We start from the raw sequence: 26,692 nt of genomic DNA, 5'->3' as shown, positions 1-26,692 counted from the left end.
CGCGCAAACGCAGAACCGTGGGCCGAGGACGCAGAAACGAAGAATCGTGCGTCAAGGACGGGCTGAGCCAGACCCCGAGACCCGAAACCACCCCCAGGCCCGCTGCCGGTCGAGGCCCTTTCGGAGACCACCCCCAGCGAAGGCCGAGGCAGCGCACCAGCAAGGTCACGACGACCGCAGGCAGCGCTCCAGCCGGTCGAGGCCCGCGCAGGCAGCGCAGCAGCAGGTCAGGACCCCCGCAGGCACCGCACCAGCGAGGTCACACCCCCGCGCACGCAGCGCAGCAACGAGCCACGCCCCCCGCAAGAAGGCTCCCGAGATCAGTCCTCGTCGAGCTCCGCGAGCACGTCGTCGCTGATGTCGACGTTGGAGAAGACGTTTTGCACGTCGTCGAGGTCCTCGAGGGCGTCGACGAGCTTGACGACCTTCTTGGCGCCGTCGACGTCGACGGGCACCTCGACCGAGGGGACGAAGGAGGCCTCGGCGGAGTCGTAGTCGAGCCCGGCCTCCTGGAGGGCGCTGCGGACGGCGACGAGGTCGGACGCCTCGCTGATCACCTCGAAGCTCTCGCCGTGGTCCTTGACCTCCTCGGCGCCGGCGTCGAGCACGGCCAGCAGGATGTCGTCCTCGGTGGTGTCCTGGGCGGGCACCTGCACGACACCCTTGCGGTGGAACAGGTAGGCGACGGAGCCGGGGTCGGCGAGCGTCCCGCCGTTGCGCGACACGGCGGTGCGCACCTCCATCGCGGCCCGGTTCTTGTTGTCGGTGAGGCACTCCACCAGGAGCGCGACGCCGCTCGGCCCGTACACCTCGTACATGATCGTGGTGTAGTCGACCGCGTCGCCGCCGATGCCGCCGCCGCGCTTGACCGCACGGTCGATGTTGTCGTTCGGGACCGACGACTTCTTCGCCTTCTGGATGGCGTCGTACAGGGTCGGGTTGCCGTCGGGGTCGGGCCCGCCGGTCCGCGCCGCCACCTCGATGGTCTTGATCAGCTTGGCGAACATCTTGCCGCGCTTGGCGTCGATGGCGGCCTTCTTGTGCTTGGTCGTCGCCCACTTGGAGTGGCCTGACATCCCGTGCCCCTTTCCGCGCCACCTCGGCAGGTGGCGGATCCCTACATGTCCACGAGGTCCAGGAACAGGCGGTGCAGGCGGAGGTCGTCCCCCACCTCCGGGTGGAACGACGTCGCGAGCAGGGCACCCTGCCGGACCGCGACGATCCTATCGGCTCGCTCGTCGTCGTCGCCCGTCGCCGCGTCCAGCACGACCGGGACACGGGCGAGCACCTCGACGTCGGGGCCGACCTGCTCCACCCACGGTGCCCGGATGAACACGGCGTGGACGGGGTCCGGGAAGGTCGTGAACGGCACCTGCGCCTCGAAGGAGTCGACCTGGCGGCCGAACGCGTTGCGGCGCACGGTGACGTCGAGCCCGCCGAACGTGGTCTGGCCGTCGGCGCCGTCGACGATGCGGTCGGCGAGCATGATCATGCCCGCGCACGTGCCGAACGTCGGCAGCCCCTCGGCGATCCGGCGGCGGAACGCGTCGGCCACGCCGAACACGTCGGCCAGCTTGATCATCGTGGTCGACTCACCGCCCGGGGATCACGAGGCCGTCGACCCGGTCGAGCTCCTCCTCGCGACGCACGGCGACGACGTCCGCCCCCAACGCCTGGAGGGCCTGCACGTGCTCGCGGACGTCGCCCTGGAGGGCGAAGACGCCGATGGTCGGGGAGGTCACCGGGACAGCCTAGTGACGCGGTCGCGGGCCGTCCGAGAGGACCCAGCAGGCGGGGGCGGGCGCTGAGCGCCTCACACCCCCGCCGCTCCCTCACGGCATCCCTCCCGATCGGGTCTGGGGTCGGGACCGCACGCACCGGCCTGGTGACGCAGTCCCTGAAGCCGCTCCGAGCACTCCATCCCGGGGCGACGACGTCAGCCTAGCGCGCCCCGGGTCATCGCCCGCCGGGGCGGTGCGGACCGGGCCACGCGAGCGCCGGGGCCGGGAACGAGCGAGGACCCGGCGCCAGCGCCGGGTCCTCGGTCAGGGTCGTGCGGGAGTCGTCACCAGCCGCGCTCGGCGAGGCGGTGCGGCTCGGGGATGTCGTCGACGTTGATGCCGACCATCGCCTCGCCGAGACCGCGGGAGACCTTCGCGACCACGTCGGGGTCGTCGTAGAACGTCGTGGCCTTGACGATGGCCTCGGCGCGCTGCTGCGGGTTGCCGGACTTGAAGATGCCGGAGCCGACGAACACGCCCTCGGAGCCGAGCTGCATGACGAGCGCGGCGTCGGCGGGCGTGGCGATGCCGCCGGCGGTGAACAGGGTGACGGGCAGCTTGCCGAGCTCGGCGACCTCCTTGACCAGCTCGAAGGGCGCCTGCAGCTCCTTCGCCGCGACGTACAGCTCGTCCTCGCGCAGCGACTGCAGGCGGCGGATCTCGCCGGTGATCTTGCGGATGTGCGTGACGGCGTTGGACACGTCACCGGTGCCGGCCTCGCCCTTGGAGCGGATGAACGCCGCGCCCTCGGTGAGCCGGCGCAGCGCCTCGCCGAGGTTGGTCGCACCACAGACGAACGGGACGTTGAAGGCCCACTTGTCGATGTGGTTGGCGTAGTCCGACGGCGTGAGGACCTCGGACTCGTCGATGTAGTCGACGCCGAGGCTCTGGAGCACCTGCGCCTCGGCGAAGTGGCCGATGCGCGCCTTCGCCATGACCGGGATCGAGACGGCCTCGATGATGCCGTCGATGAGGTCGGGGTCGCTCATGCGCGCGACGCCGCCCTGGGCACGGATGTCGGCCGGGACGCGCTCGAGCGCCATGACGGCCACGGCGCCGGCGTCCTCGGCGATGCGCGCCTGGTCGGCGTCGACGACGTCCATGATGACGCCGCCCTTCAGCATCTCGGCCATGCCGCGCTTGACGCGGGCCGTGCCGACGCTGGGGGTGCTGGTGCCGTCGGGGGTCGGGGAGGTCTGCGGGGTGCTCACGGCTCCAGTCTATCGAGCGCTGGCGACACCGTTCACGACGTCCAGCATCCGTGCCCGGTCGACGACCTTGCGACGCGGACGGCCCTGCTCGCGTCCGGCGGCGCGCTCGTGCGCGTCGAGGCGTCGCCAGGCGTCCAGGTCGAGCCCCGCGAGGTCCTGCACGCGGCCGGACCGCCCGGGAGCCCCGGAGTTCGGCTCGGGGTCGAGCCGGCCGAGCGCGACGTCGGCGAGGAGGTGGTTGACGGTCTCCAGCGAGCACGACTTGTTGGTGCCGATGAAGCCGGTGGGGCCGCGCTTGGCCCACCCGACGACGTACGTGCGCGGCAGGAGCGCGCCGCCGGGGGCCTCGAGCACGCGCCCGCCGACGTTCGGGATGCGGTGCGCCACCGGGTCGAACGGCACCCCGGGCACGGGCGTCGAGCGGTAGCCGACCGAGCGCAGGACCGACGTGGTGGCGACGTCGTCGAGCTCGCCCGTGGGCACGGCCCGGACGGTGCCGTCGACGTCGGTCTCCAGCCGGGTGCGGGTGAGGCGCACCCCCGTGACCGCACGCTCCCCCAGCACCTCGACCGGCGCGGCGAGGAAGCGCAGGAGCACGTGGCGACGTCCCTCGACCGGTTCGGCGGTGGTGCCCTCACGCAGCAGGCGGATCTTCACGTCGTCGCCGTCGAGCAGGTCGCGCTGCGGCACGACGACGTCGACGTCGGGGTGGTGCAACAGCCCGACGAGCTCGGGCACGGTGAAGGCCGCCTGGGCGGGCCCGCGTCGCGCGACCAGCTCGACGCAGCGCAGCCGGCTGGTCCGCAGGGCCTCGAGGGCGTGGTCGGCGATGTCGGTGCGGGCCAGCTCCGCGGGGTCGCTGAGCAGCACGCGCGCGACGTCGAGGGCGACGTTGCCGTTGCCGACGACCACGGTGCGCTCGGCGTCGAGGTCGATCGGGGTGGCCACGTGGTCGGGATGGCCGTTGTACCAGGCGACCACCGCCGTGGCGGTGGTGTTGCCCGGCAGGTCCTCCCCCGGGATCCCGAGGCGGCGGTCGGCGGAGGCACCCGTGGCGTAGACGACCGCGTCGTGGCGCTGCAGGAGCTGCTCGTGGGTGACGTCGACGCCCACCTCGAGGCCGAGGGCGTAGGAGAAGCCGGGCTGCGCCTCGATGCGCGCGAAGAGGTCGGTGATGGCCTTCGTGTGCTGGTGGTCGGGCGCGACGCCGGCGCGCACGAGGCCGTGCGGCGTGGGGAGCCGGTCGACGACCGTGACCTGCACGCCGCGCTGCTTGAGCAGCTCGTCGGCGGCGTACAGCGCGGCCGGGCCCGCGCCGACTACAGCGACGTCGAGCCGGCGCTCCGGCGGCAGCCGGACGACGGGCGGCACGGGCGCCTGCGCCGGACGGGTGGGCGACTCCAGGCCGTTGCCGACGTCGGACCCGGCGTGGAACAGCGCGTTCAGCTCGACGAAGACCTGCTCGTCGGGGGTGAGCCGCGACGCCGGCTTGATCGCGCCCACGGGGCACGCCCGGACGCACGCGCCGCAGTCGACGCAGGCCTGCGGGTCGATGTAGACCATGTCCGACGTGGCGAAGTCGGGCTCGTCGGGCGTCGGGTGGATGCAGTTGACCGGACAGGCGAAGGCACAGGCGGCGTCGCCGCAGCACGCCTGGGTGACGACGTGCGGCACGTCAGGACGGACCGACCGGGGACGGGTCGGTCAGCCGCGCCGGCGGCTCGCTGCGGTAGCGCGACGGGCGACCGTCGATCTTCAGCCACCGCCACATCCGGCGCGACGAGCGCGTCATGAGCGTCGACTCCTCGGCCAGCATGCGCACGTCGCTGAACAGCTCGGCGAGGAACGCGCGGGACTCGGGGGCGTCCCAGTAGAGCTCGTCGATGACCTCCTGCGGCACGCCCATCTGCGTGCGCAGCTCCTTCGGCGGGACGAGGATGAGGTCGCCCGCGACGCGCATGATGATCGGGAAGAGCATCGACATGATCCAGCGGTCGACCTTCCCGAGGTGGGGGCCGCTGCGCATGACGTAGGCGTGGGCGAAGGAGATGTGGCGCGCCTCCTCCGCGACGTGGATCTGCATGATGCGACGCATGACCGGCGGCAGGTTCGCGCCCTCGCGCAGCATCCGCTTCTGCGTGTGGTCGATCGGCTCCTCGCCGGCCAGCACCGCGATGAAGAAGCCGAGCGGGTAGCGGGACGCGAACAGCGGGATGACACCGTGCAGCGCCCGCATCCAGCGCGGCATGCCCGGGACGTCGGCGCCGATGCGGTTGACGCACTCCTGGAACATCTGCGTGTGGTGGCACTCCTCCGTCGCCTCGTGGGTGAGGTAGCGGAACTCGGCCGACCCGTTCGGGCGGGTGAAGACGTACTGCATGATGCCGCGGATCAGCAGGTTCTCGAACTGCAGACCCACCTTGAAGATGTTGGCGTAGCGCCACATCCCGATCTCGATCTGCCGCTCGACCGGCAGGTTCTGGTACCAGGGGTGGCGTCCGAGCGGGTCGGCCTCGGTGAGCACCCAGTGCCGGTCGCTGGGGTCGATGCGGAAGTCGGGGTCGTCCCACGGGACGTCGACGAACGCGTCGAAGTTCCGGTCGACGGACGCCTGCGACAGGGCCCGGAGCGTCGCCTCGTACTCGGGCGTCGCGAGCGACGCCAGGCTCTCCTGGGTGCGGTCGAGATCCTGCTCGTCCATGAGGGTCATACCGCGAGTATGTGACGGCGGTCGCTATGTGTCAAGACCAATGTCACATTGATGGTGTCATGGTTTCTCGGCGCACCTTCGTGATGGTGATCGGATGTCTTGCTGTCCCGCTGACGTGGAGGTCTCGTCGTGCTGCTGCGCTGCCGCAGGGGGTCTCGTCGTGCTGGTGCGCTGCCGCAGGGGCGTCGTCTTGCCGGTGCGCTGCCTCGGCTGGCGCTGGGGGTGGTCTCCGAAAGGGCCTCGACCGGACGGCTGGAAACAGCGCTGGGTCGGGCTCTCGGGCCGCGGGTCGCGCTCGGGTGGACGCACGATGCTGCGTTCGTGTGCTGAACACCAAGGATGCTGCGTCTGCTACGGGATCCCGTCACCAGCGCAGAAGCGTCCAGCCTCAAGCGCACGAAGGAAGAAGGTTGGATGCACTTTGGGGTGGAGCGGGCAGCGCTTCTCCCTTCTCGTGGCACGGTCCACGAGAAGGAAGCATCATTACCACGTCTAGCCCTGTCGGCGGTGGATCTGCCACCTGTAGAGCGCTCAGAAGGTTGCAGATCCACCGATGGCCAGCGCAAGCGCAGACTCTTGCGTCCAACGCGAGCCACAGCCCGAGAACCCGAGCCGCCGCCGCTCCCAGCCGCCCCGGTCGAGGCCCTTTCGGAACGCAGGTCGAGTCGAGGCCGCGCCAACGCAGCCCCACCTGGAGTCCGACCCACACCGACGCAGCCGCAGGTCAAGCAGAAAGCCGCGCCGACGACGTCAGACGTCCAGACCCGGCTGCTGCACGGCCTGGCGGTGGACGATCGCCATGCGCTGGAAGACGGTGACGAGGCTGGCGAGGGCGAGAGCCCACAGGGTCACCTCGCGCAGCACGGGGAGGTCGAGGAGGCCGGAGAAGCCGGTCATGACGAGGATGGCGACGAGCCGGTCGGCGCGCTCGGCGATGCCGCCCTTGGCCTGCATGCCGAGGCTCTCGGCGCGGGCGCGTGCGTACGACGTGAGGCTGCCGAGCACGAGGCAGGCGAGGCTGAGGCCGAGGTACAGCTCGGCCGGGCCGAGCGTCGACTCCGCGTCGGTGCGCGTGTAGTAGAGCAGCAGGCCGCCGAAGACGGCCGCGTCGCCGACCCGGTCGAGCGTGGAGTCCAGGAACGCCCCCCACTTCGACGACTGCCCGGACTTGCGGGCCATGTAGCCGTCCATGAGGTCGCTGAACACGAACGCCGTGACCACCATGACGCCGACGAAGAACTGCCCGCGCGGGAAGAACCACAGGGCGCCGGCGCTGACGCCGAGCGTGCCGACGATGGTCACGTGGTCGGGCTTCACGCCGAGGCGCAGCAGGAGGTCGGCCAGCGGGGACCACACGTTGGTCCAGAACTGGCGGAAGCGTTCGAGCATCAGACGTCCCCAAGGGTGGTCGAAGTGGTGGTGGGGGCTGCGGGCCAGGCCTCGGCCAGCAGGTCGCGGGTGTCCTCGAGCAGCTGCGGCAGCGTCTTGGTGCGGCCGAGCACGGTCATGAAGTTGGCGTCGCCGGACCAGCGCGGCACGACGTGTTGGTGCAGGTGCTGCGACAGCGACCCGCCGGCCACGCCGCCCAGGTTCAGGCCGACGTTGAACCCCTGCGGTGCCGACACGGCGCGGATGGTGCGCAGCGCCGTCTGCGTCAGGGCCGCGACCTCGGCGGTCTCGTCGGCCGTGAGCTCGGTGTAGTCGGCGACGTGCCGGTTCGGCACGACCATGAGGTGCCCGGGGTTGTACGGGTAGAGGTTGAGCACGACGAAGCAGGTGGCACCGCGGTGCACGACGAGCTCGGACTGCGCTCCCCCGGCCGCGATGCGGCAGAAGGGGCAGGTGTCGTCGGGCTCGGGCTCCTCGCCGCGCACGTAGGACATGCGGTACGGCACCCAGAGACGCTCCAGGCGGTCGTCGAGGCTCACCCGACCACCCTAGACGAGGGGTTCGCTGCGCCTGCCGGGACCGACGCGGTGGTGCGATGTCACCGGTTCTGGATGGTCCAACGACCGCGCGCCACCATGATCTGCTCCAGTCCGCCGTCATAGGACGGAGCCCAGATGGTGAGTCGGTACTGTCGCGTGCGTCGAGTGTCGTTGTCGAGGCGGAGGCGGACCCGACCGTCCTTGCCGATCGTGCGCTCCCGCCCGGCGGGCGACCAGCCGTCCCGGGTCCTCAGCTCGAGCCACGCCTTCAGTCCCGCTCCGTCCTTCACTGTCACGGTGCGGGTGACGGGATGGTAGGCCCGCGCTCGCGTGGTGCGTGAGGGAAACGACGGGCGGGGCAGCAGTCGGACGTCCGCACCGACCCGACCCGCCGACTCGGTCGCGGTAACGGCGGAGGCGAGCTCGACGTGGCCACCTCCGCGCATGACGTGATCCTGTCGCCCGATGCGGAAGTCGGTGCCACGAGTCAGCACGATGTCGGACAGGGTCGTGGCCGCCCGCGCACCCCACGCCCTGAAGCGCGCGGTGACGATCCTCGAGGCGCCGTCGAGCTCGACCGGACGCCAGTACTGCTGATGCTGCGTCACCACGAGCGTGAAGCGCGTCCCGCGGGGCATCCACCACACGTCCTGGCGGCGACGACCCAGCGAGTGGGCTCGTGCTTCCGGCACCGTGACGCCCAGTCGCGTGTCGTCGGGAACGAGGGTGACGTTCGCGGTGTCGGCGACCTGGCGCCGTTGCCCGGCTCGGACCTGCTCGACGGTGAGGGAGAAGGGGCCGGTGGTCGGCGGATAGGTCATGAGGCTCCAGACGCGACGATTCACGTCGACCCGGCCGAGCAGCGTGCGCTGACCCGTGATCCCGTGAGTTGCCCAGACCTCCAGCTGCACGTCGCGCGCTGGCGCCTCGGCGCAGGCTCCGGACTCGTCGGCCACCTCGTAGAGCGGCGAGAGCCCCAGCACGTCGACGCCGTGAGACCACTTCTTGGTCGTTGGTTCGCTGATCTGTACCGAGGCCTCACGCAGCAGGGCGGCGCGGGAAGGGTGGTAGAAGACGGACGCGTCGAGGTAGTGCCACGTGTCTTTGACCAGGACGAGGAACCGGACGTGGCCTCGCCCCGTCTCACCCAACGATGCCTCCACGGGCGGCGGGACGGCGAGGCCGTCCTCCCCCACGGCAACGGCGTCCGTGGAGACGTACGGACCGTTCGAGGTGGTGCGGTACTCCCAGCGGATCAACTGGCCGGTGCGAGGCCCGTCAGCCCCGACAGAGCGCACGACGGGTAGCTGCAACGGCTCCGTCCCCTCGACGCACCGGGTCCGCGGCCCGATCGGGCCGATGTAGGCATCCCCAGCGGCGGCAGGTGCAGCCGCGGGCCCGAGAAGGCCGACGGCGAGCAGGAGGGCGAGGCCAAGAACGAGCGGGCGACCGTTGACTGCTGCGAGGATGCGTCTGCTCACGGCGCGACCCTAGGGCAACGACGTCGCCCCCGTCCCCGGATCACCGGGAACGAGGGCGAGAGCCGTACGGACAGGCCGGCGCCGCTCAGACCTGCTCGCGCGACGCCACGGCCTCGAGGATGCGCCGGACCGCGTCGTCGACGGGCACCCCGTTCTCCTGCTCGCCGTTGCGGTAGCGGAACGAGACGGCGTCGGCCTCGATGTCGCGGTCGCCGACGAGCAGCATGAAGGGCACCTTCTGCGTCTGGGCGGTGCGGATCTTCTTCTGCATCCGCTCGTCGGAGTCGTCGACCTCGAAGCGGATGCCCGCACCGCGGAGCCGCTGGCCGAGCGTGTGCAGATAGTCCGAGTGCCGTTCGGCGACGGGGATCCCGACCGCCTGGACGGGCGCGAGCCACGGAGGGAAGGCGCCGGCGTAGTGCTCGACGAGCACGCCGAGGAACCGCTCGATCGAGCCGAACTTCGCGGAGTGGATCATCACCGGCTGCTTGCGCGTGCCGTCGGCGGCCACGTACTCCAGGTTGAACCGCTCCGGCGCTGGCTGGTTGAAGTCGTACTGCACCGTGCCCATCTGCCAGGTGCGACCGATCGCGTCGCGCGCCTGCACCGAGATCTTCGGGCCGTAGTAGGCCGCGCCGCCCGGGTCGGGCACGAGCTCGATCCCGGTCTCGGCGGCCACGTCGGCGAGCACCTGGGTGGCGAGCTCCCAGTCCTCGTCGGACCCGATGAACTTGTCCTTCGACGCGTCGCGGGTCGACAGCTCGAGGTAGAAGTCGTCGAGGCCGAAGTCGCGCAGCAGGCTGAGCATGAAGTTCAGCAGGTGACGCACCTCGTCGGGCGCCTGCTCGGGGGTGACGTAGGAGTGCGAGTCGTCCTGCGCGAAGCCGCGCACGCGCGTGAGGCCGTGGATGACGCCGGACTTCTCGTTGCGGTACACGTGCCCGAACTCGAAGAACCGCAGCGGCAGCTCGCGGTAGGAGCGCTGCCGAGAGCGGTAGATGATGTTGTGCATCGGGCAGTTCATCGCCTTGAGGCGGTAGTCCTGACCGTCGACGTCGAGCGCCGGGAACATCCCCTCGCCGTAGTACGGCAGGTGGCCCGACGTGTGGAACAGGCCCTCCTTGGCGATGTGCGGGGTGCCGACGTACTCGAAGCCCTCCTCGATGTGCCGACGACGGACGTAGTCCTCCATCTCGCGCTTGATCACGCCACCGCGCGGGTGGAAGACGGGCAGGCCGGAGCCGATCTCGTCGGGGAAGGAGAACAGGTCGAGCTCGGTGCCGAGGCGGCGGTGGTCGCGACGCTGCGCCTCCTCGAGGCGGTGCAGGTACTCCTCCTGCGCCTCCTTGGTGGGCCAGGCGGTGCCGTAGATGCGCTGCAGCTGCTTGTTCTTCTCGTCGCCGCGCCAGTACGCGGCGGCCGAGCGCATGAGCCGGAAGGCGGGGATGCGCTTGGTCGTGGGCAGGTGCGGGCCGCGGCAGAGGTCCTTCCAGGCCAGCGATCCGTCGCGCTTGACGTTGTCGTAGATGCTGAGGCCGCCCTCGCCGACCTCGACGCTCGCGCCCTCCGTGGAGCCGGCGCTCGACTTCAGGCCGATGAGCTCGAGCTTGTACGGCTCGTCGGCGAGCTCCTCGCGCGCGGCGTCGTCGCTGATCTCGCGACGGTCGAAGCGCTGGCCCTCCTTGACGATCTTCTTCATGCGCGACTCGATGGCCTGCAGGTCCTCGGGCTTGAACGGCTCGGCGACGTCGAAGTCGTAGTAGAAGCCGTCGGTGATCGGCGGGCCGATGCCGAGCTTGGCCTCCGGGAACAGCTCCTGCACGGCCTGGGCCATGACGTGCGCGGTGGAGTGGCGCAGGATGTCGAGGCCGTCGGGGCTGTCGAGCGTCACCGGGACCACGGTCTGGCCCTCGGCGAGCAGCGTCGACAGGTCACGCAGGTCGCCGTCGATGCGCGCGGCGACGACGTCGGGCTGCTCGGCGAAGAGCTGCCACGCCTTCGTCCCCTCGTCGACGGTCTGGGGTGCTGCCTCGGCCCCCGCCTCGGCGGCGACGTGCACGGTGACGGACATGGCGGTGCTCCATTCTGGTCCCGACGACCCCTACGGCTGGGCCGTTCTGCTTGCCCTCACCCTAGGGCCTGCGCAGGATCAGGAGTCCCGCTGGCCCCACGGGGAGCCGTAGGCGGTGAGCAGCTCCAGGAACGGCACCGCGTCGAAGGCCTCGGGGCCGAGCACCCCCGCCCCGCTCCAGGTGCCGTCGGCGAGCAGCTCGAGCGCGACCACCGGGTTCACGGCGGTCTGCCACACGACGCACTGGTGCCCGTACTCCTGCATGGCCCACTCGTTGTCGACGACGTGGTACAGGTAGGTCTCGCGCTCCTGCCCGTCCTTGCCGGTGCCGGTGATCCAGAGCCCGGCGCAGGTCTTGCCGGTCATGCGCGGGCCGATGGTCGAGGGGTCGGGCAGGCAGGCGGCGACGACGTCGCGCGGGGACACCTCGACCGCTCCGCCGGCCGACGGCACGCGGACGGGGGTCGTGCTGTCGAGCCCGACGTCGTGCAGGGCCTTGAGCACGGTGATGAAGTCCTCCCCCAGCCCGTACTTGAACGTGACCCGCTCGGCGTCGACCCAGCGGGGCATGAGGAGCACCTCCTCGTGCTCGACGTTGACGCACTCGACGGGCCCGATGCCCTCGGGGAAGTCGAACACCTCGGGTTCGGAGAACGGGGGTGTCACGAACCAGCCGCCGTCGGGCTCGTCGGCGCGCGCCCTCTCCCAGACCACCGGCGGGTTGAGGCACTCCTCGATGGTCGTCCAGATCGAGAACGACGGCGCGAACACCTCGTTGCCGTGCTCGTCGTGCACCGCCAGGTTGGCGCCGTCGCGGGTGCCCAGGTCACGGATCTCGCTGAACAGGTGGTCGGCCGCGTACCGGGCGAACACGTCGGAGAGGCCCGGCTCCACGCCCATGCCGACGAGGGCGAGACGACCAGCCGACTCCCACTGGTCGGCGACGGCGAACTGGTCGTCGCCGAGCTTCTTGCCGACCTTGGCGTACGGCTCCTCGGGGTGCCGTGTCGACAGCGACATCGCCATGTCGAGGTAGTCGGCGCCCGCGGCGAACGCACCGTCGAAGATCGACATGACGAACCGCGGGTCGACGGCGTTCATGACGTGGGTGACGTCGTGCTCGCGGCACAGGGCCGCGACGTCGTCGGCCGACGACGCGTCGACGCGGGCTGCCACGAAGCGCTCGTCGTCGAGGGCGTCGACGGCGGCGCGGGCGCGCGCCTCGTCGTAGTCGGCGACGACCACGAGCTCGAAGAAGTCGCGACGTGCGGCGATGGCCGTGAAGGCGGCGCCGACGCCGCCGGAGCCGACCAGCAGGATCTTCATGTCTCTCCTCGGAGGTGTCCCGGGCTCGGGACGGTGGGGCGGGGTGGTGAGCAGGTGGCGGGGCGCGACGACGACTCAGTCCAGGGCCGCGCCGGGACGCGTCGGGCCGAGCGCCGCGAGCGCCACCTCGTCGGAGACGGTCTCGAAGCCCTTGCGCGTGAAGAACGTGGCGCCGACGGTGAACCGCCAGACGAGCATGAGCACCAGGCCGAGCACCAGGAAGACGACGGCGATCGCGAGCGGCAGCCCGACGCCGAGCACCGACGAGCCGCTGTACGAGGCGCCGGGGTCGGAGAGGTCGAGCACGGACTCGTACAGGAGGTAGAAGAGGGTGCCTGCGCCGACGAGCGGACCCACCCCGATGAACAGGAACGCCTTGGCCGACGTGAAGAGCCGTCGACGCCAGTAGATGGCGCACGCCAGGCCGGTCAGGCCGTAGTAGAAGGCGATCATCAGGGACAACGCCGAGATCGAGTCGAACAGGAAGTTGTCGCTGATCGCGCTCGCGCCGACGTACCAGGCGATGGCCACGGCGCCGATGAACCAGGTGCTGAACGACGGCGTCCCGTACCGCTCGTGGATGCGGGCGAACATCTTCGGGAACGCCCCGGCGCTCGCCATCGAGAGCGACACGCGGGACGCGGGCAGGATGGTCGTCTGCGTCGAGGCGATGCCCGAGGTGATGATCGAGAGCAGCAGCACGAAGGCGAACGGCCCCATGACGAGGTCGCCGACGGCACCGAACAGCGCGTCGTCGTCCTCGTAGCCGGTGACGAAGTCGACGCCTCCGGCGGCGATGGTCACGATCCCGACGCCGAGGTAGGTCGCGACGAGGATGACCGTGCTCCAGATGCCGGCGCGACCGGGCGTGGTGTCGCCGTCGGTCGACTCCTCGGACAGGTTCACCGCGCTCTCCCAGCCCCAGTAGATGAAGACGCCGATGAGCAGGCCGCTGACCAGCTCGTGGGAGTCGAGTCCGGCCGGGCTGAGCCAGCTCCAGCTCGGGGTCGTCGCGCCGGCGGGCAGCGACCCGGTCGCGAGCCGCACGGCGGCGACGCCGACGAAGAGGAGCAGCGCGCCGACCTGCGCGAAGACCAGCCAGACCTGGAACCTCGCCGACGCCTCGGTGCCGCGGACGCACAGCCACGTCATGACGACGACGATGGCCACGGCGATCGTCACGACGACCGGGCGGTTGGCGGCCAGCGAGTCGGCGCCGACCATGACGAAGAGGTAGCGCGCGGCGACGTCGGCGAGGGAGCCGATGACGAGCACGCCGGTGGTGAAGACGGCCCAGCCGCCCATCCAGCCGATCCAGGGGCCCATCGCGCGGGTGACCCACGAGAACGTGGTGCCGCAGTCGGTGTCGGCCCGGTTCATGTAGAGGAACGCACCGGCGATGAGGAACATCGGCACGAACGACAGCCACAGCACCGCCGGGGCGTGGATGCCCGCCACCACCACCATCGAGCCGAGCACGGCGGCGATCGAGTAGGCCGGCGCGGTCGCGTCGAGCCCGATCGACAGGCCTTCCCAGAAGCCGATCGCGTTGGCCTTCAGACCCTTGCCGCCCGTGGGAGCCACGTCGGCGGCTCCCGGTCCCACGTCCTGCGCCATGGGTGCTCCTCTCCCGTCGACTCGTTGCAGGAACTCTGCACCCGCTCGACGGAATCCACAAGAGTCGTCACATGATCGTTACGTGTTCAGTCGCCTTGACCCTTGCATTCGACGCATTCCGTCGCGAATACTCGCAGTGATCGGAGGAACCATGACCCACCCAACGCTCGACCCACACCGCGCCCCCGGCATCGACGAGCAGCTCGCGCGACGTCAGAAGGCCGCGCGCGACCACCTGTGGATGCACTTCGCGCCCCTGAAGGACGCCGACGCCGCCGACGTGCCCGTGATCGTCCGGGGCGAGGGCTGCTACGTCTGGGACGACCGGGGGCGGCGCTACCTCGACGGCCTCGCCGGTCTCTTCGTCGTGCAGGCCGGCCATGGTCGGCGTGAGCTCGCCGAGGCGGCGGCCCGTCAGGCGCAGGACCTCGCGTTCTTCCCACTCTGGTCGTACGCGCACCCCACGGCGATCGACCTCGCGGAGCGGATCGCGTCGCTCGCGCCCGGCGACCTGAACCGCGTGTTCTTCTCCAGCGGCGGCGGCGAGGCCGTGGAGACGGCGTGGAAGCTGGCGAAGAACTACTTCAAGCTCGTCGGCAAGCCGATGAAGCACAAGGTGATCAGCCGTTCGGTGGCCTACCACGGCACCACGCACGGGGCGCTCTCGATCACGGGTCTCCCGACGCTGAAGCAGCAGTTCGAGCCGCTCGTGCCCTCGACGTTCCGGGTGCCCAACACCAACCACTACCGCGCCCCGCAGCACGCCGACGACCTCGAGGCGTTCGGGCGCTGGGCGGCCGACCAGATCGAGGTGGCCATCGAGGCCGAGGGTCCCGAGACGGTCGCCGCCGTGTTCCTGGAGCCGGTGCAGAACGCGGGCGGGTGCTTCCCGCCGCCGCCCGGCTACTTCCAGCGGGTGCGCGAGATCTGCGACCGTCACGACGTGCTGCTGGTCTCCGACGAGGTGATCTGCGCCTTCGGACGTCTCGGCACCACGTTCGGGGCCGAGCGCTACGGCTACGTGCCCGACATGATCACCTGCGCGAAGGGCCTGACGTCGGGCTACTCCCCCCTCGGCGCGACGATCGTCAGCGACCGCGTCGCCGAGCCCTTCCAGCGCACCGGCGAGATGTTCGCCCACGGGTACACGTTCGGCGGGCACCCGGTCTCCTGCGCCGTGGCCCTGGCCAACCTCGACCTCTTCGAGCGCGAGGGCCTGCTGCAGCACGTGCGGTCGACGGAGGGCGCGTTCCGCAGCACGCTGGAGCGGCTCGGCGACCTGCCGATCGTCGGCGACGTCCGCGGCGACGGCTTCTTCTACGGCATCGAGCTGGTGAAGGACAAGGACACGAAGGAGACCTTCACGTCCGAGGAGTGCGACCGGCTCCTGCGCGGGTTCATGTCGCACGCACTGCTCGACGCCGGCCTCTACTGCCGCGCCGACGACCGGGGCGACCCGGTCGTCCAGCTGGCGCCGCCCCTGGTGGCCGAGCAGGCCCAGTTCGACGAGATCGAGCAGGTGCTGCGTGGCGTGCTGACGGAGGCGTGGGCCAAGATCTCCGCATGAACGTTCGCCAGTCCCCCTTCGTCGCCGAGGCGACGCCATGAGCGCGCCGGTGCTCGACGAGGTCGCCAAGCGCATCATCGCGCTGCTGCAGGTCGACGGCCGCATGTCGTACGCGGCCATCGGCAAGGAGGTCGGGCTCTCGGAGGCCGCGGTGCGCCAGCGCGTGCAGAAGCTGACGGACTCCGGCGTCATCAACATCGTCGCGGTCACCGACCCGATGCAGCTCGGCTTCGCCCGGGAGGCGCTCATCGGCATCCGCGGCAGGGGTCCGCTGGAGCCGCTCGCCGAGAGCCTCGCCGAGATCCCCGAGGTCGACTACGTGGTCATCACGGCGGGCTCGTTCGACATCATCCTCGAGCTCGTGTGCGAGACCGACGAGCACCTGCTGCAGGTGCTGTCGGAGAACATCCGCGCCCGGGACGACGTCGTCAGCACCGAGACGTTCACCTACCTGAAGCTGGTCAAGCAGACGTACACCTGGGGCGTCCCCGACTGACCTGACGTCGGCGAGGCGTCACGAGGCCCCGACGCGCAGGCGCGGCGTGGGCAGGAGCAGCGCGCCCGGCGCGCCCTCGGGCACGACCGGCCGGTGGGGGGCGACGGCGTCGACCCGGCGGTACGCCGACCCGAGCGGCGGACGCGGGTCGGGCTCGCCGCGGTTGGGCCAGAACGACATCGCCCGCTCCGCCTGGGCCGTGATCGTCAGCGACGGATTGACCCCGAGGTTCGCGCTGATGGCCGAGCCGTCCGCGACGTGCAGGCCGTCGTGCCCGAACAGCCGCTGGTAGGGGTCGATGACGCCCTCCTGCGGCGTGGTGCCGATCGGGCAGCCCCCGATGAAGTGGGCCGTGAGCGGGATGCCGACGAGCTCGCCGACGGAGCCGCCCGGCACGCCGTCGAGCTTGTCGGCGATCTCGCGGGCGACGTGGTCGGCCACGGGGATGTGCGACGGGTTCGGCGCGCCCGTGCCCTGCCGGCTGCTCATCCTGAGGCCGAACGGACCGCGCTTCAGGAACGTCGTGACGGAGTTGTCGAGCGACTGCATGACGAGCACCACGACCGACTGCTCGGCCCAGCGGCGCGGGTCGTGCAGGCGCAGCGTGCCGCGCAGCCCGAGGCCGCGGTAGCCGCGCAGCACCTTGCGCAGCTGCGAGCCCCCGCCGCGGTGGTCGGCCAGCGCCATGTTCATCAGGCTCAGCGCGCCCGAGCCCCGGCCGTAGCGGACGGGCTCGACGTGCGTCTGCGGGTCGGGGTGGAACGACGACGTGATCGCGACGCCGGGCGTGACGTCGGCGTCCTTCGCGCTCGCGCGGGCCGAGAGCACCGCCTCGGAGTTCGTGCGGCTCAGCTCCCCCAGCCGCTCGGAGATCTCCGGCAGCGAGCGACGGCGGAGCCGGTGCAGCAGGTCCTGCGTGTTGAGCGCGTTGCCCGCGAAGACCACCTGGTCGGCACTGAAGCGACGACGCCGCAGCCGGTTGCCGGTGCGTCGCGTGTGCACCACGTAGCCACCGCCGCGCCGCGGGCGCACGTCGGTCACCGTGGTCAGCGGGTGCACCTGGGCGCCGCCCCGCTCGGCCAGGTGCAGGTAGTTCTTCACGAGCGTGTTCTTCGCGTTGTGCCGGCAGCCGGTCATGCAGGCACCGCAGTCGGTGCACGTGCGGCGTGCAGGCCCGGCGCCGCCGAAGTAGGGGTCGTCGACCTCCTCGCCGGGACGGTCGCCGAACAGCACGCCGACGTCGGCGGCGTGGACCGTGTCGCCGACGCCGAGCCCCTCGGCGACCTCCGCCATCAACCGGTCGGGCAGGGTCGTGCGCGGGTAGGTCGCGACCCCGAGCATGCGGCGGGCCTGGTCGTAGTGCGGGGCGAGCTCGTCGCGCCAGTCGGTGACGTGGGCCCACTGCGGGTCGTCGTAGAAGCCGTCGAGCGGCTGGTAGAGCGTGTTCGCGTACACCAGGGAGCCGCCACCGACGCCGGCGCCGCTCGCGATGAGGACGTCCTTGAGCGGCGTGATGCGCATGATGCCGAAGCAGCGCGCCCACGGGGCCCACAGGTAGCGGCGCAGACGCCACGACGTCTCGGGCAGCTCGTCGTCGGCGAAGCGTCGGCCCGCCTCCATGACACCGACCGCGTAGCCCTTCTCGGTGAGCCTGAGCGCGGTCACGCTGCCGCCGAACCCGGAGCCGACCACCAGGACGTCGTAGTGCTTCATGTCGCGCACCGTACCCGCTTGTTGACACTTTGCCAATAGCGTTGTTCACTCGTCGCGTGACCGCTCTGCCCCGCCACCGCCTCGAGCCCGACGCGCGCCGTCGCCAGATCCTCGAGGCCGCCCGCACGCTGTACGCCGAGCGCGCCTACGACGACGTCTCGCTGGCCGAGCTGGCGAGCGCGGCCGGCGTCACGCGGGGGCTGCTGCACCACTACTTCGGCTCCAAGCGCGAGATCTTCCTCGCCGTCATGCGCGACTCGACGTTCATGCCAGAGACCGAGCTGCCCGACCTGCTGCACCTGCCGATGGAGGAGCGGGTGCGGGTGACGATGGACTGGATCCTCGACGCCGCGCAGACGTACGGGCAGGCCTGGGTCGCCGCGTCCGGCGCCGCCGAGCTGCACGGGGAGTCCGACCTGCAGGTCGTGGTCGACGAGGCCGACGACCGCGCCGCACGCCTCGTGCTCGACGCCGTCGGGCTGCCCGACTCCCCTGTGCTGCGGGCCCGGCTACGGGCCTCGGCCGCGTACGTGAAGGCGCTGTGCCGGGAGTGGCTCCAGCGGGGCACGCTCACGCGCGACGACGTCCTCGACCTGCTCACCACCCACCTCGTCCACGTCCTGGAGGGCTCATGACGTCCGTCGGCATCATCGGCTCGGGCTTCGGCGGCATCGCCGTGGCAGCCGAGCTCCTGCAGCACGGGCACACCGACGTACGGCTGTGGGAGCGTGGCGACGACGTCGGGGGCGTGTGGCGCGACAACACCTACCCCGGCGCCGGCTGCGACGTCCCCTCGCCGCTGTACTCGTTCTCCTTCGCCGTGAACACCGACTGGTCGCGCCGGTACGCGCTGCAGCCGGAGATCCACGCCTACCTGCGGCGCACCGCCGACGACCTCGGCATCACGCCGCTCGTGCACCTGGGCCGCGAGGTCGTCTCGGCGCACTGGCACGAGACGGACCGGCAGTGGGAGGTCGGGTTCGCCGACGGGTCACTCGAGCGGGTGCAGGTGCTGGTGAGCGCCGTGGGACAGCTGTCGGAGCCACGCCTGCCCGCCATCCCTGGCATCGACGACTTCGAGGGCGACGCGTTCCACTCGGCGCGCTGGGACCACGACCTCGACCTGCGCGGGAAGTGGGTCGCCGCGGTCGGCGTCGGCGCGAGCGCCATCCAGTACGTCCCGCACCTGGCCGACGTCGCCGGCGAGCTCACCTTGTTCCAGCGCTCCCCGAACTACATCCTCCCCAAGCCCGACGGTCCGCTCCCCCGCTGGTGGCGGCCGGGGATCCGGCTCGAGCGCCCGCTGTGGTGGACGCTCGGCGAGCAGTTCTCGCGAGGTCTCGACGAGGGGACGGTCGTCGGCGCCATCGAGAAGCGCGTGGCCCTCGCGCACCTGCACCGCCAGGTGCGCGACCCGCGCCTGCGCGAGGTCCTCACGCCCGACTACCCGATCGGCTGCAAGCGGATCCTGTTCTCCAACACGTTCTACCCGACGCTGGAGCGCGACCACGTCGACGTCGTCGCCGAGCGCATCGTGCGGGTGGTCCCCGAGGGACTGGAGACCGCCGACGGCACCGTGCACCCTGCCGACGTCATCGTCTACGGGACGGGCTTCGCCGCCCAGGACTTCCTCGACACGATCGACGTGCGCGGCGTGGACGGCGAGGCCCTCGCCAAGCGTTGGGTCGACGGCGCGCACGCCCACCTCGGCATGTACGTGCCGGGCTTCCCGAACCTGTTCGTCTCCTACGGCCCGAACACGAACCTCGGCGGCGGGTCGATCATCTACATGCTCGAGGCGCAGGCACGGCACATGCGCCTGGTGCTCGACCGGATGCGTGAGGGAGCCCACGCCACGGTCGACGTGCGGCCCGAGGTCGAGGCGGCGTACGACCGCCAGGTGCAGGAGCGGCTGGAGAAGTCCGTCTGGGGCAGCTGTGACAGCTGGTACCGCCACCCGTCGGGTCGCATCACGTCGAACTGGCCCGGCTCGACGTACCCGTACCACCGCCGGGTGCGCTCCCTCGACGTCGAGGACTTCGCGTGGGCGTGACCTATCCCCCGGAACCGTGGGACCTGCACGGCCAGGCGGTCGCGTCGGTGTTCCTCGTGCCCGTCCGGTCGCTGCCGGCGCCGCCGCCCGGCACCCGTGTCGTCTCCGTGGCGGGGCGGGCGGTCGTGACCGCCGCCTTCTTCCGGTACGAGGAGCCGAGCCCGCTCGTCTACGACGAGGTCATGGCCACCGTGCTCGTGCGCCGCGGCGTGCGACCGCGCGTGTGGATCCCGTGGATCTGGGTCGACAGCGAGGCCTCGCGCGACGGTGGGCGCGCGCTGTGGGCCATCCCGAAGGACCTCGCCCGGTTCGACGTCGAGCCGGGGCGTCGGCACCGCGGCGACGGCCTCGCGAGCGTCGAGGTCGCGCGCACGGTGGGCCTGCCGGGTCGTTGGCCGCTCTCGTTCCGCGTGGTGCAGCGTCGGGGCGGGCGCTCTGTCGTCACGTCCGTGCGCGGCCGACTCCGCGCGCAGCTGCTGCGCACGTCGTGGACGTTCTCGGGCCCGTTGTCGCTGCTCGCGGGGCGGCGTCCGGTCGTGTCGGTGCGGGCGTCGAGGTTCCGGCTGCTCTTCGGTCGCGGCTGACGTCGGCTCGCACGTCGTCGCGTTCCACGGCACGGTGGTCCCATGGCTGAGTACCGACTGACCACGGAGGACGGCGACGTCGTCGCCGAGGAGACGCTGGAGCACGACCAGGCCGCCGTCGCCTGGCGCTCGAGCCGACCGTTCGAGGCCCCCACCCCCGGTGAGGGCCGCGGGCTGCGCCTCGAGCGTCACACCGACCGCGGGTGGGTGCGGCTCGACCCGCTCGGCACCTCAGAGACCACCTGATCTCCTCCCCCACCCGCCTTCCCGCGTCGTGGGGACTTCACGACTGTTCTCGGGCCGAGAACCGTCGCGATCCCGTCAAAACGACGAGGTGGGTCGCTTCGTCACGCTCACCCAGCCGACCGGCTCCGCGACGACCTCGAGCTCGTCGGGCGTGAGCTCGATGGCCGACGCCGCGTTGCCGACGGCCGGGTAGACCGACGGGAACCGTCGCAGCGACTCGTCGAGGTGCACGGCCGCTCCGTCGGGGTTGGCGAACGGGCACACACCGCCCGCAGGGTGGCCCGTGAGCGCCTCGACGTCGTCGGGCTTGAGCATGCGCGCCTTCAGGCCGAACGTCGCCTTGAAGGCCGCGTTGTCGACCCGTGCGTCGCCCGCGGCGACGACGAGGATGCTGGTTCCCGGCTCTCGGCCGTAGAAGCCGAGCGTCTTCGCGATCCGCGCCGGCTCGACACCGAGCTCGGCAGCCGCCAGCTCGACCGTCGCGCTCGACCCGGACGTCTCGACGACGTCGACGTCGCGTCCGAAGCGGGCGAGGTGGGCGCGGGCGCTCTCGATCGACATGCCGGCCATCGTAGGAGCGCCGGGCGAACGACGAGGCCCCCGGCTCGAGAGCCGGGGGCCTGCGTGTCGGTGGGCGATACTGGGTTCGAACCAGTGACCTCTTCGGTGTGAACGAAGCGCGCTACCACTGCGCCAATCGCCCGGGGACGTCAGAACCTTACTCCACCCCGTCCCGAGGTCGAGCTACGGGTCCGACGTCTTCGCGGCCTCCCGCGCCCAGATGGCCTGCGCACGCTGCGTGACGGGCCCGGGAGCCGCGGCGACGGGCCGTCCGTCGACGTGCGAGATGGCCTGGATGTCGCGCGTCGTGCCGACGAGGACGACCTCCTCGGCGTCGGCGAGCACCTCGATCGGCGCGTCGCGCTCCACGACGTCGAGCTCGTCGGCGAACCACTCGAGCGCCAGCGCCCGGGTGATGCCGGCCAGGCAGCCCGACGCGAGCGTGGGGGTGACGAGGGTGCCGTCGAGGACGTACATGATGTTCGAGCCCGTGCCCTCGCACAGGTGGCCCTGCGTGTTCGGCATGACCGCCTCCGACGCGCCTGCGGCGCGCGCCGCCTCGATCATCCTGGCGTTCTCGGCGTACGACGTGGTCTTGAGACCGGACAGCGCACCTCGTTCGTTGCGGGGCCACGGCACCGTGATGATCGTGGCGACCGACGGCGGCTTCTGGGCCGGCTCGGTGACGACGACGTGGGTGAGCCCGTGGTCGCCACGGGGCGAGCCGAGCGGACCCCGACCCGACGTGACGGTGATCCGCACCCGTCCGAAGGGGAGGTCCTGGCCGTCCAGGGTCGCGTCGATCCCCTCGCACAGGAGGCCGAGGTCGGGCCGGCCGATGCCGAGCCCCTCGGCGGAGCGCGCGAGCCGGTCGAGGTGGCGCGTGAGGGCGAACGGCTGCCCGTCGTCGACGGCGACGGTCTCGAACACGCCGTCGCCCACGACGAGCCCGTGGTCGAGCACGCTGAGGGCCGGTTCGTCCGGTGATTCCAGCAGTTTTCCGTTCAGCCAGGCACGCATGGCTCCACCCTAACGCGCCCGCCCGGACCCCCCTGTTTGGCCGCCGCAGGGGCATGTACTAATGTTTCATCTCGCGCCGGGAACGGTGCGAATGCGGACATAGCTCAGTGGTAGAGCATCACCTTGCCAAGGTGAGGGTCGCGAGTTCGAATCTCGTTGTCCGCTCGGAGAGGGTCCCCATACCCATCCAGCGGTGGGTTGGCCGAGAGGCGAGGCAACGGACTGCAAATCCGTGTACACGGGTTCAAATCCCGTACCCACCTCGATCCCCCAACAGAACAGCACCACCCACGGGCGATTGGCGCAGCGGTAGCGCGCTTCCCTGACACGGAAGAGGTCACTGGTTCAAACCCAGTATCGCCCACCACCGGAAGGCCCCGGAATCCCAAGGGATTTCGGGGCTTTTCTCGTTGCGGCTACGAGCGCTCGGAAGGCTGGTGCGGTGTACGTGCGGTGGGAGTCTCCGCATGCGGGTCCGTGGCACCACCGCATCCTCAGGCTCAGTCCTGGGCGGCCCCTCGCGATGACACCGTGAGGGGCGTCGACGCTCAGCCCGGTGTCGAAGCCGATGCGATGAGCGGCGCATCGACCCTCAGAGCGAGCCGCCCTCGCCGCTCCAGCGAGGTAGCGCCATGTCGCTCTCGTCGGTGTCGCTGAAACCGGACATCAGACGGTGCGCTTCAGTCGTCGAGGCGCTCGGGTCGACAACCGTGATCACGTGGTCGGAACGGTCCGCCATGCTGACCGTGAGCACGTGGGTGTCCTCGCGAGGAAAGGTTCCCGTCTTGACGCGTCGGCCCGGGACCGTCACCGAGTGGGGGTGGTCGTCCCAGTCGGGCGAGGAGTAGAGGATCCGCTGGATCCGTCCACGCTCGGGAGGCCATGCCTCGAAGAAGCTGGCCAGCTCGTGGGCGAGCGAGCGGCTTCGAGGCCACCAGGCGCCGTCAGGCTCTGGGGCCGGACGAGCGGAGACGAGCGGTGCGAAGGACGTACGGGCACGGAGGGCCATCGGGGCCACCACCTGTGGGGATTGCCGCCCGCGTCAGGTTCGTGGATGAGCTGACACTCGCGGTCGTGGTGCCACTGTAGCGCCGCGCACCTGAGCCGCCCCTCGCCCGAGCCACGGCCGTGCATTCGGCGTCGTCATGCTCGGACTGGCTCGCTCTTCAGCACCCGAGACGTCGCGAACATCGTCGACCACGATCGGCGGCCGCTCCCCGACCGGGCCCCCCGACGCTGCAACCCCTGGACGCAGTCGAGGGACCCACCCTCACATCGGTGCCCGCGGAGGCGGGAGGCCGACTTCTCGACGGTACACGCGACTCGTTCGTTGCGCGCACGGACCGGGCCTGCCGCGTCGGCGCGAGGAGAGATTCGGCGCAGCACCTCCGCGAGGATGGGTCGTCCCGAGCGTGAGATTCACCATGGCGCGATCCGCCGTCAAGGCGGCGCACCGCCCGCTAGCCTCGACGCGTCGCTGATCCTCTCTCCCAAGGAAACGATCCACGACATCGCGCCCGCTCCACCGCGAGCCGGGCCGGCGAGACGCTGTCGACGACTCTCATCCCCCCGAGGACGTCGACAGCGTCTCGTCTCCACAAGTCTCCTTCACCAGACAGCCAAGACGGTCCCGTCGGGGCCACCGGCGACCCTCGTGCCCGGCGCTCCGCGTCCTACGCTCCGGCACGTCGACCGTGCGCCTCGAGGCGATGCGACGAACGCGGCCGGGGCGCCTCGGCCGAAGCCGCCCCAGCCGCTCGCACTCGGGGCTCGTGGTTGAACCCGACGGTGCTGCGCTCTACCTTCCCGCTGGGCGGATGTTCATGCAGTGGTCGACTGCGAGCCGGGACGTGCCGCCAGCGTGCAGGCTCCGACGCGAGTGCCGCGGGCAGAGGCCCATGACGCGCCGACAGGAGATGGGCCCGCGCGGCGACGAGGACCACCGGACGCCGCGCGGGCCGCATCAGACGGGGGCTCGACCTCGGGAATCGGGCCCACCGCCAGGTCCGGCCGCCATGCGCTGCGGACCGGGCCGGCGATCAATCTAGAGGTCCCCGGGTTGTTGCGGGACGAAACCGCACAATGTTCATCCGGGAGGTCGCGCCGCGAGATGGCCTCCGCCGACGCGACGGGTCCCGACGATGGAGATGCGGCCCCGCAGGACCTCTGCTTCAGTAGGCGACGTCGACGTGGATCGGTGCGCCTGTGACGCACCAGACGTCGACTGGGAGCGCGTCGACCAGGGGCGACGCTGACCGACTCGGGGCGTGACGCGGGGAGCCGTCGCGCCCCGGGCCGTCCCGACCCCGCGTGAGGCCTCAGCAGTCGTCGTTGCGCCAGCCGCCGTCCTCACGGACCCACGGCTGGTCCCGTTCGGACAGGGACTCGACGTCGAGCTCGTACGACACCGTGCCGCGGGCGCCGTCAGCCGTCGCCTCCACGTCGCGCAGGGGGTCGTCGCCGTCGAGCGCGGTGGCCTGGCTCGTCATCCGCCGGAACTCGGTGAACGGCAGCTCCTGGCGGCACCGCGCCGACAGGAACGCATACGCGTCGTCGGCGCGGCCACCGTGGAAGGCGTCGACGTCGCGGACGACGGCCTGCTCGAGCGCCTCACCCTGCGCGCCCGACGCCGACTCCGCCGGTCCCGGCTCGGTCGCGGTCGGCGCCGAACCGCTGTCGGACCCGCCGCACGCGCCCAGGAGGAGCAGGGGGACCACCGCGACCGCGACCAGACGACGCCTCATGCGGGGAGCATAGGTCGACCCCGGTCGCGGCAGCACGCACGAGACCTCGGCGCCGCGCCCCGCGCGACAGCGGCCCCGCCGCTGGCGGGGCCGCTCGTCGTCACACCGACATGCGAGATGCGGGGCTGGTGTGAGGCTGGCCCGGTCCGGGAAACTCACCGAACCGGTGCGCTCGACGGTACGCAGGTCTGCTGCATCCGCATCTCGAGGACGAGCCGTTCCGCAGCGCATTCGACCACGTGTTCGACTAGCATCGTCCGGGTGAGCGCCCACCCCCACCACGCACCGCGCTCCACGGCCGCCAGGCCGTCGCCGGAGCCCTCGTCGGTCGAGCGCGCGCGTCACGTGTGGGTGGCGCCGTCCGCGCGTCAGGTGGACCTGCGACCGTACCCCGGTCTGCTCGTCACCTGGCAGCGCCGCGACGACGGCTGGTGGGCGTACGTGGTCATGCTGCTGCCGACGGGCGCGCTGGTCGCGAACTGGGTGCCTGCGTCGCTGCTGCGTCCCGCTCGGGGCCCAGGTCCGTCCTGACGTGATACCGCCGGGCGGCCGTCGAGCTGCGCAAGCCGACGGCCGGACCCGGCGTACTCCCAATCTAGGTGCGTCTGCCAGGACCGCAACCGCAGCGACGTCAGGTGCGCGAGACGGAGCGCCAGGTGAAGGTGCCGTCGGCCGACGTGATCCGCACGATCGCGTCGGCCACGACGACGGACGGCTGCGCCGCGTAGGCGACGGCGCAGCTGAACTGCGTGCCGACCGCTGCCGGGACGGAGCGGGGGCAGGAGACCACCGTGGGACGCCCCTGGGCGTCGAGCGAGGCCTTCACCTGCGCCGACACGGCGGCCGTCGACCGGACCGTCCGCGGCGCCGCGGGCGCGGGCCGGGCGGGTCGGGGAGCCGTCGACCGGGACGGGGTGGGCGACGCGGTGGGGGTCGGCGAGGCCGTCGGCGACGGGCTCGCGGACGGAGAGGGGCTCGCCGAGGGCGAGGGCGACGCGGAGGCGGTCGGCTCGGCGCTCGGCGAACGCGTCGGCACGACCCGCTCCCCCGCGGCTCGCTGGTCGTCCCCCTCGGTGCTGTCGGTCCCGAGCCACGAGCGCAGCCCGAACACGCCGCCGGCGAGCACGAGGACGGTCAGCACGAGAGCGGCGAGGACCTTCTTCGACGCGCCCACGTCACTCCCCCTGCGAGACGGGCTTGGAGTTCCAGGCGAAGTGGCCGTCGGGGCCGTCGATCTTGACCGCCGCGACCGCGACTGCCGCCGTGTTGGGCTGGTTGGCGAAGAACACCTGGCAGTCGAAGGCCGTGCCGATCTTCTGCAGCACCCGGTCGGGGCACTCGACGCGCGTCGGCTGACCGGCGTTCTGGTCCAGGCGCGTCTTGATCGACTGCTCGATCCGCGTGGTCGTCATCTTGGTCGGCGCGAGCGACGGGCTGGCCGACGCCGACGGCGTCGGGTCGGCACTGGAGCCGGATCCGCCGTCGTCGTCGGGGCTGCACGAACGCAGCGCGAAGAGCAGCGCTGCGACCCCGAGCAGCACCACGACGAGGGCCGCGACCTTCCGCATCTTCTTCACGGGCGA

26 protein-coding genes and 4 tRNA genes are annotated in these 26,692 nt (G+C 71.3%); 10 read left to right on the top strand and 20 right to left on the bottom strand.

Going from position 1 to position 26,692, the window contains the following annotated elements:
* Positions 1–320: 320 nt before the first annotated feature.
* The 12 genes from QE370_RS12700 to QE370_RS12645 all read right to left on the bottom strand — a co-directional run bounded on the left by QE370_RS12700 (position 321) and on the right by QE370_RS12645 (position 14,125).
* A complete protein-coding gene (locus tag QE370_RS12700) occupies positions 321–1,076 on the bottom strand; it encodes a YebC/PmpR family DNA-binding transcriptional regulator (RefSeq protein WP_253022998.1) in 756 nt (251 codons plus the stop codon).
* Positions 1,077–1,117: 41 nt separating this feature from the next.
* Positions 1,118–1,582, bottom strand: coding sequence for a pyridoxal 5'-phosphate synthase glutaminase subunit PdxT (gene pdxT, locus QE370_RS12695; RefSeq protein WP_309634567.1), 465 nt, complete (start codon positions 1,580–1,582; stop codon positions 1,118–1,120).
* Positions 1,583–1,592: 10 nt separating this feature from the next.
* Entirely contained in the window at positions 1,593–1,742 is a 150-nt protein-coding gene (locus QE370_RS12690) for a hypothetical protein (protein WP_309634566.1), read from the bottom strand.
* Between the two features lie 323 nt (positions 1,743–2,065).
* The gene (gene pdxS / locus QE370_RS12685) at positions 2,066–2,992 is read right to left on the bottom strand and encodes a pyridoxal 5'-phosphate synthase lyase subunit PdxS (RefSeq protein ID WP_067857939.1); all 927 of its coding nucleotides are present in this window, start codon (positions 2,990–2,992) and stop codon (positions 2,066–2,068) included.
* Positions 2,993–3,001: 9 nt separating this feature from the next.
* Positions 3,002–4,666, bottom strand: coding sequence for an FAD-dependent oxidoreductase (locus QE370_RS12680; protein WP_309634565.1), 1,665 nt, complete (start codon positions 4,664–4,666; stop codon positions 3,002–3,004).
* 1 nt (position 4,667) lies between these two features.
* Positions 4,668–5,702 carry a diiron oxygenase gene (locus tag QE370_RS12675; RefSeq protein ID WP_309634564.1) on the bottom strand — a complete coding sequence of 345 codons (1,035 nt, stop codon included), beginning with the start codon at positions 5,700–5,702 and terminating at the stop codon, positions 4,668–4,670.
* A gap of 750 nt (positions 5,703–6,452) precedes the next feature.
* Positions 6,453–7,091, bottom strand: coding sequence for a phosphatidylinositol phosphate synthase (gene pgsA / locus QE370_RS12670; RefSeq protein WP_309634563.1), 639 nt, complete (start codon positions 7,089–7,091; stop codon positions 6,453–6,455).
* Entirely contained in the window at positions 7,091–7,585 is a 495-nt protein-coding gene (locus QE370_RS12665; protein WP_253023030.1) for an HIT domain-containing protein, read from the bottom strand. Before QE370_RS12665 ends, pgsA begins: the two co-directional genes overlap by 1 nt.
* A gap of 104 nt (positions 7,586–7,689) precedes the next feature.
* Positions 7,690–9,111 (bottom strand): hypothetical protein, encoded by a 1,422-nt coding sequence (locus tag QE370_RS12660; protein ID WP_309634562.1) that lies wholly within the window; start codon positions 9,109–9,111, stop codon positions 7,690–7,692.
* A gap of 85 nt (positions 9,112–9,196) precedes the next feature.
* On the bottom strand, positions 9,197–11,182 hold the full coding sequence (gene thrS / locus QE370_RS12655; RefSeq protein WP_253022989.1) for a threonine--tRNA ligase: 1,986 nt from the start codon (positions 11,180–11,182) through the stop codon (positions 9,197–9,199).
* A gap of 78 nt (positions 11,183–11,260) precedes the next feature.
* Positions 11,261–12,508, bottom strand: a complete 1,248-nt coding sequence (locus QE370_RS12650; RefSeq protein WP_253022987.1) for a saccharopine dehydrogenase family protein — start codon at positions 12,506–12,508, stop codon at positions 11,261–11,263.
* 75 nt (positions 12,509–12,583) lie between these two features.
* On the bottom strand, positions 12,584–14,125 hold the full coding sequence (locus QE370_RS12645; RefSeq protein WP_253022985.1) for an APC family permease: 1,542 nt from the start codon (positions 14,123–14,125) through the stop codon (positions 12,584–12,586).
* A 241-nt stretch (positions 14,126–14,366) separates the two neighbouring features.
* Between QE370_RS12645 and QE370_RS12640 the strand changes: the two genes are divergently transcribed.
* Together QE370_RS12640 and QE370_RS12635 are read left to right on the top strand one after the other, a co-directional pair.
* Positions 14,367–15,692: an aspartate aminotransferase family protein gene (locus tag QE370_RS12640; protein ID WP_374208204.1), complete on the top strand. Its 1,326-nt coding sequence runs from the start codon at positions 14,367–14,369 to the stop codon at positions 15,690–15,692.
* A 37-nt stretch (positions 15,693–15,729) separates the two neighbouring features.
* Positions 15,730–16,188: an Lrp/AsnC family transcriptional regulator gene (locus QE370_RS12635; protein WP_253022981.1), complete on the top strand. Its 459-nt coding sequence runs from the start codon at positions 15,730–15,732 to the stop codon at positions 16,186–16,188.
* A gap of 18 nt (positions 16,189–16,206) precedes the next feature.
* Here QE370_RS12635 and QE370_RS12630 read toward each other — a convergent pair whose 3' ends face one another.
* Entirely contained in the window at positions 16,207–17,901 is a 1,695-nt protein-coding gene (locus QE370_RS12630; protein WP_309634561.1) for a GMC family oxidoreductase, read from the bottom strand.
* Positions 17,902–17,957: 56 nt separating this feature from the next.
* Between QE370_RS12630 and QE370_RS12625 the strand changes: the two genes are divergently transcribed.
* The 4 genes from QE370_RS12625 to QE370_RS12610 are packed head-to-tail and all read left to right on the top strand — an operon-like array spanning position 17,958 to position 20,784.
* Positions 17,958–18,536: a TetR/AcrR family transcriptional regulator gene (locus tag QE370_RS12625; RefSeq protein ID WP_253022977.1), complete on the top strand. Its 579-nt coding sequence runs from the start codon at positions 17,958–17,960 to the stop codon at positions 18,534–18,536.
* Positions 18,533–19,954: an NAD(P)/FAD-dependent oxidoreductase gene (locus tag QE370_RS12620; protein WP_309634560.1), complete on the top strand. Its 1,422-nt coding sequence runs from the start codon at positions 18,533–18,535 to the stop codon at positions 19,952–19,954. The genes QE370_RS12625 and QE370_RS12620 overlap by 4 nt, the downstream gene beginning before the upstream one ends.
* Complete coding sequence (locus QE370_RS12615; protein WP_309634559.1) at positions 19,951–20,538, top strand: acetoacetate decarboxylase family protein; 588 nt, start codon at positions 19,951–19,953, stop codon at positions 20,536–20,538. The genes QE370_RS12620 and QE370_RS12615 overlap by 4 nt, the downstream gene beginning before the upstream one ends.
* 42 nt (positions 20,539–20,580) lie before the next feature.
* Positions 20,581–20,784, top strand: a complete 204-nt coding sequence (locus QE370_RS12610; RefSeq protein WP_309634558.1) for a hypothetical protein — start codon at positions 20,581–20,583, stop codon at positions 20,782–20,784.
* 75 nt (positions 20,785–20,859) lie between these two features.
* Here the strand turns inward: QE370_RS12610 and QE370_RS12605 are convergent, their stop codons facing one another.
* The 3 genes from QE370_RS12605 to QE370_RS12595 form a co-directional block, all read right to left on the bottom strand.
* Positions 20,860–21,345: a YbaK/EbsC family protein gene (locus tag QE370_RS12605; RefSeq protein ID WP_309634557.1), complete on the bottom strand. Its 486-nt coding sequence runs from the start codon at positions 21,343–21,345 to the stop codon at positions 20,860–20,862.
* 70 nt (positions 21,346–21,415) lie between these two features.
* Positions 21,416–21,487 (bottom strand) — tRNA-Val (locus QE370_RS12600).
* Positions 21,488–21,528: 41 nt separating this feature from the next.
* The gene (locus tag QE370_RS12595) at positions 21,529–22,365 is read right to left on the bottom strand and encodes an aminotransferase class IV (RefSeq protein WP_309634556.1); all 837 of its coding nucleotides are present in this window, start codon (positions 22,363–22,365) and stop codon (positions 21,529–21,531) included.
* A 93-nt stretch (positions 22,366–22,458) separates the two neighbouring features.
* Here QE370_RS12595 and QE370_RS12590 point away from each other — a divergent pair.
* From QE370_RS12590 to QE370_RS12580, 3 genes are all read left to right on the top strand, one after another.
* Positions 22,459–22,530, top strand: a tRNA-Gly gene (locus QE370_RS12590).
* Between the two features lie 27 nt (positions 22,531–22,557).
* Positions 22,558–22,628 (top strand) — tRNA-Cys (locus QE370_RS12585).
* Between the two features lie 29 nt (positions 22,629–22,657).
* A tRNA-Val gene (locus tag QE370_RS12580) sits at positions 22,658–22,732 on the top strand.
* Positions 22,733–22,957: 225 nt separating this feature from the next.
* On the opposite strand, the gene QE370_RS12575 is transcribed toward QE370_RS12580, so the two are convergent.
* Both QE370_RS12575 and QE370_RS12570 read right to left on the bottom strand, forming a co-directional pair.
* Positions 22,958–23,374, bottom strand: a complete 417-nt coding sequence (locus QE370_RS12575) for a DUF5994 family protein (RefSeq protein ID WP_309634555.1) — start codon at positions 23,372–23,374, stop codon at positions 22,958–22,960.
* 1,309 nt (positions 23,375–24,683) lie between these two features.
* Positions 24,684–25,109, bottom strand: coding sequence for a hypothetical protein (locus QE370_RS12570; protein WP_309634554.1), 426 nt, complete (start codon positions 25,107–25,109; stop codon positions 24,684–24,686).
* A gap of 261 nt (positions 25,110–25,370) precedes the next feature.
* On the opposite strand from QE370_RS12570, the gene QE370_RS12565 reads away from it, so the two are divergent.
* Positions 25,371–25,640, top strand: coding sequence for a hypothetical protein (locus QE370_RS12565; protein WP_253022961.1), 270 nt, complete (start codon positions 25,371–25,373; stop codon positions 25,638–25,640).
* Between the two features lie 100 nt (positions 25,641–25,740).
* Here QE370_RS12565 and QE370_RS12560 read toward each other — a convergent pair whose 3' ends face one another.
* Together QE370_RS12560 and QE370_RS12555 are read right to left on the bottom strand one after the other, a co-directional pair.
* Positions 25,741–26,283 (bottom strand): DUF4333 domain-containing protein, encoded by a 543-nt coding sequence (locus tag QE370_RS12560; protein ID WP_309634553.1) that lies wholly within the window; start codon positions 26,281–26,283, stop codon positions 25,741–25,743.
* 1 nt (position 26,284) lies between these two features.
* Complete coding sequence (locus QE370_RS12555; protein WP_253023027.1) at positions 26,285–26,677, bottom strand: DUF4333 domain-containing protein; 393 nt, start codon at positions 26,675–26,677, stop codon at positions 26,285–26,287.
* Positions 26,678–26,692: the final 15 nt, after the last annotated feature.

Origin of the sequence: Aeromicrobium sp. SORGH_AS_0981 (assembly GCF_031453195.1) — a bacterium.
GTDB lineage: Bacteria > Actinomycetota > Actinomycetes > Propionibacteriales > Nocardioidaceae > Aeromicrobium.
Note: the sequence above shows the minus strand (reverse complement) of the source record. Positions and strands in the feature narration are given on the sequence as shown.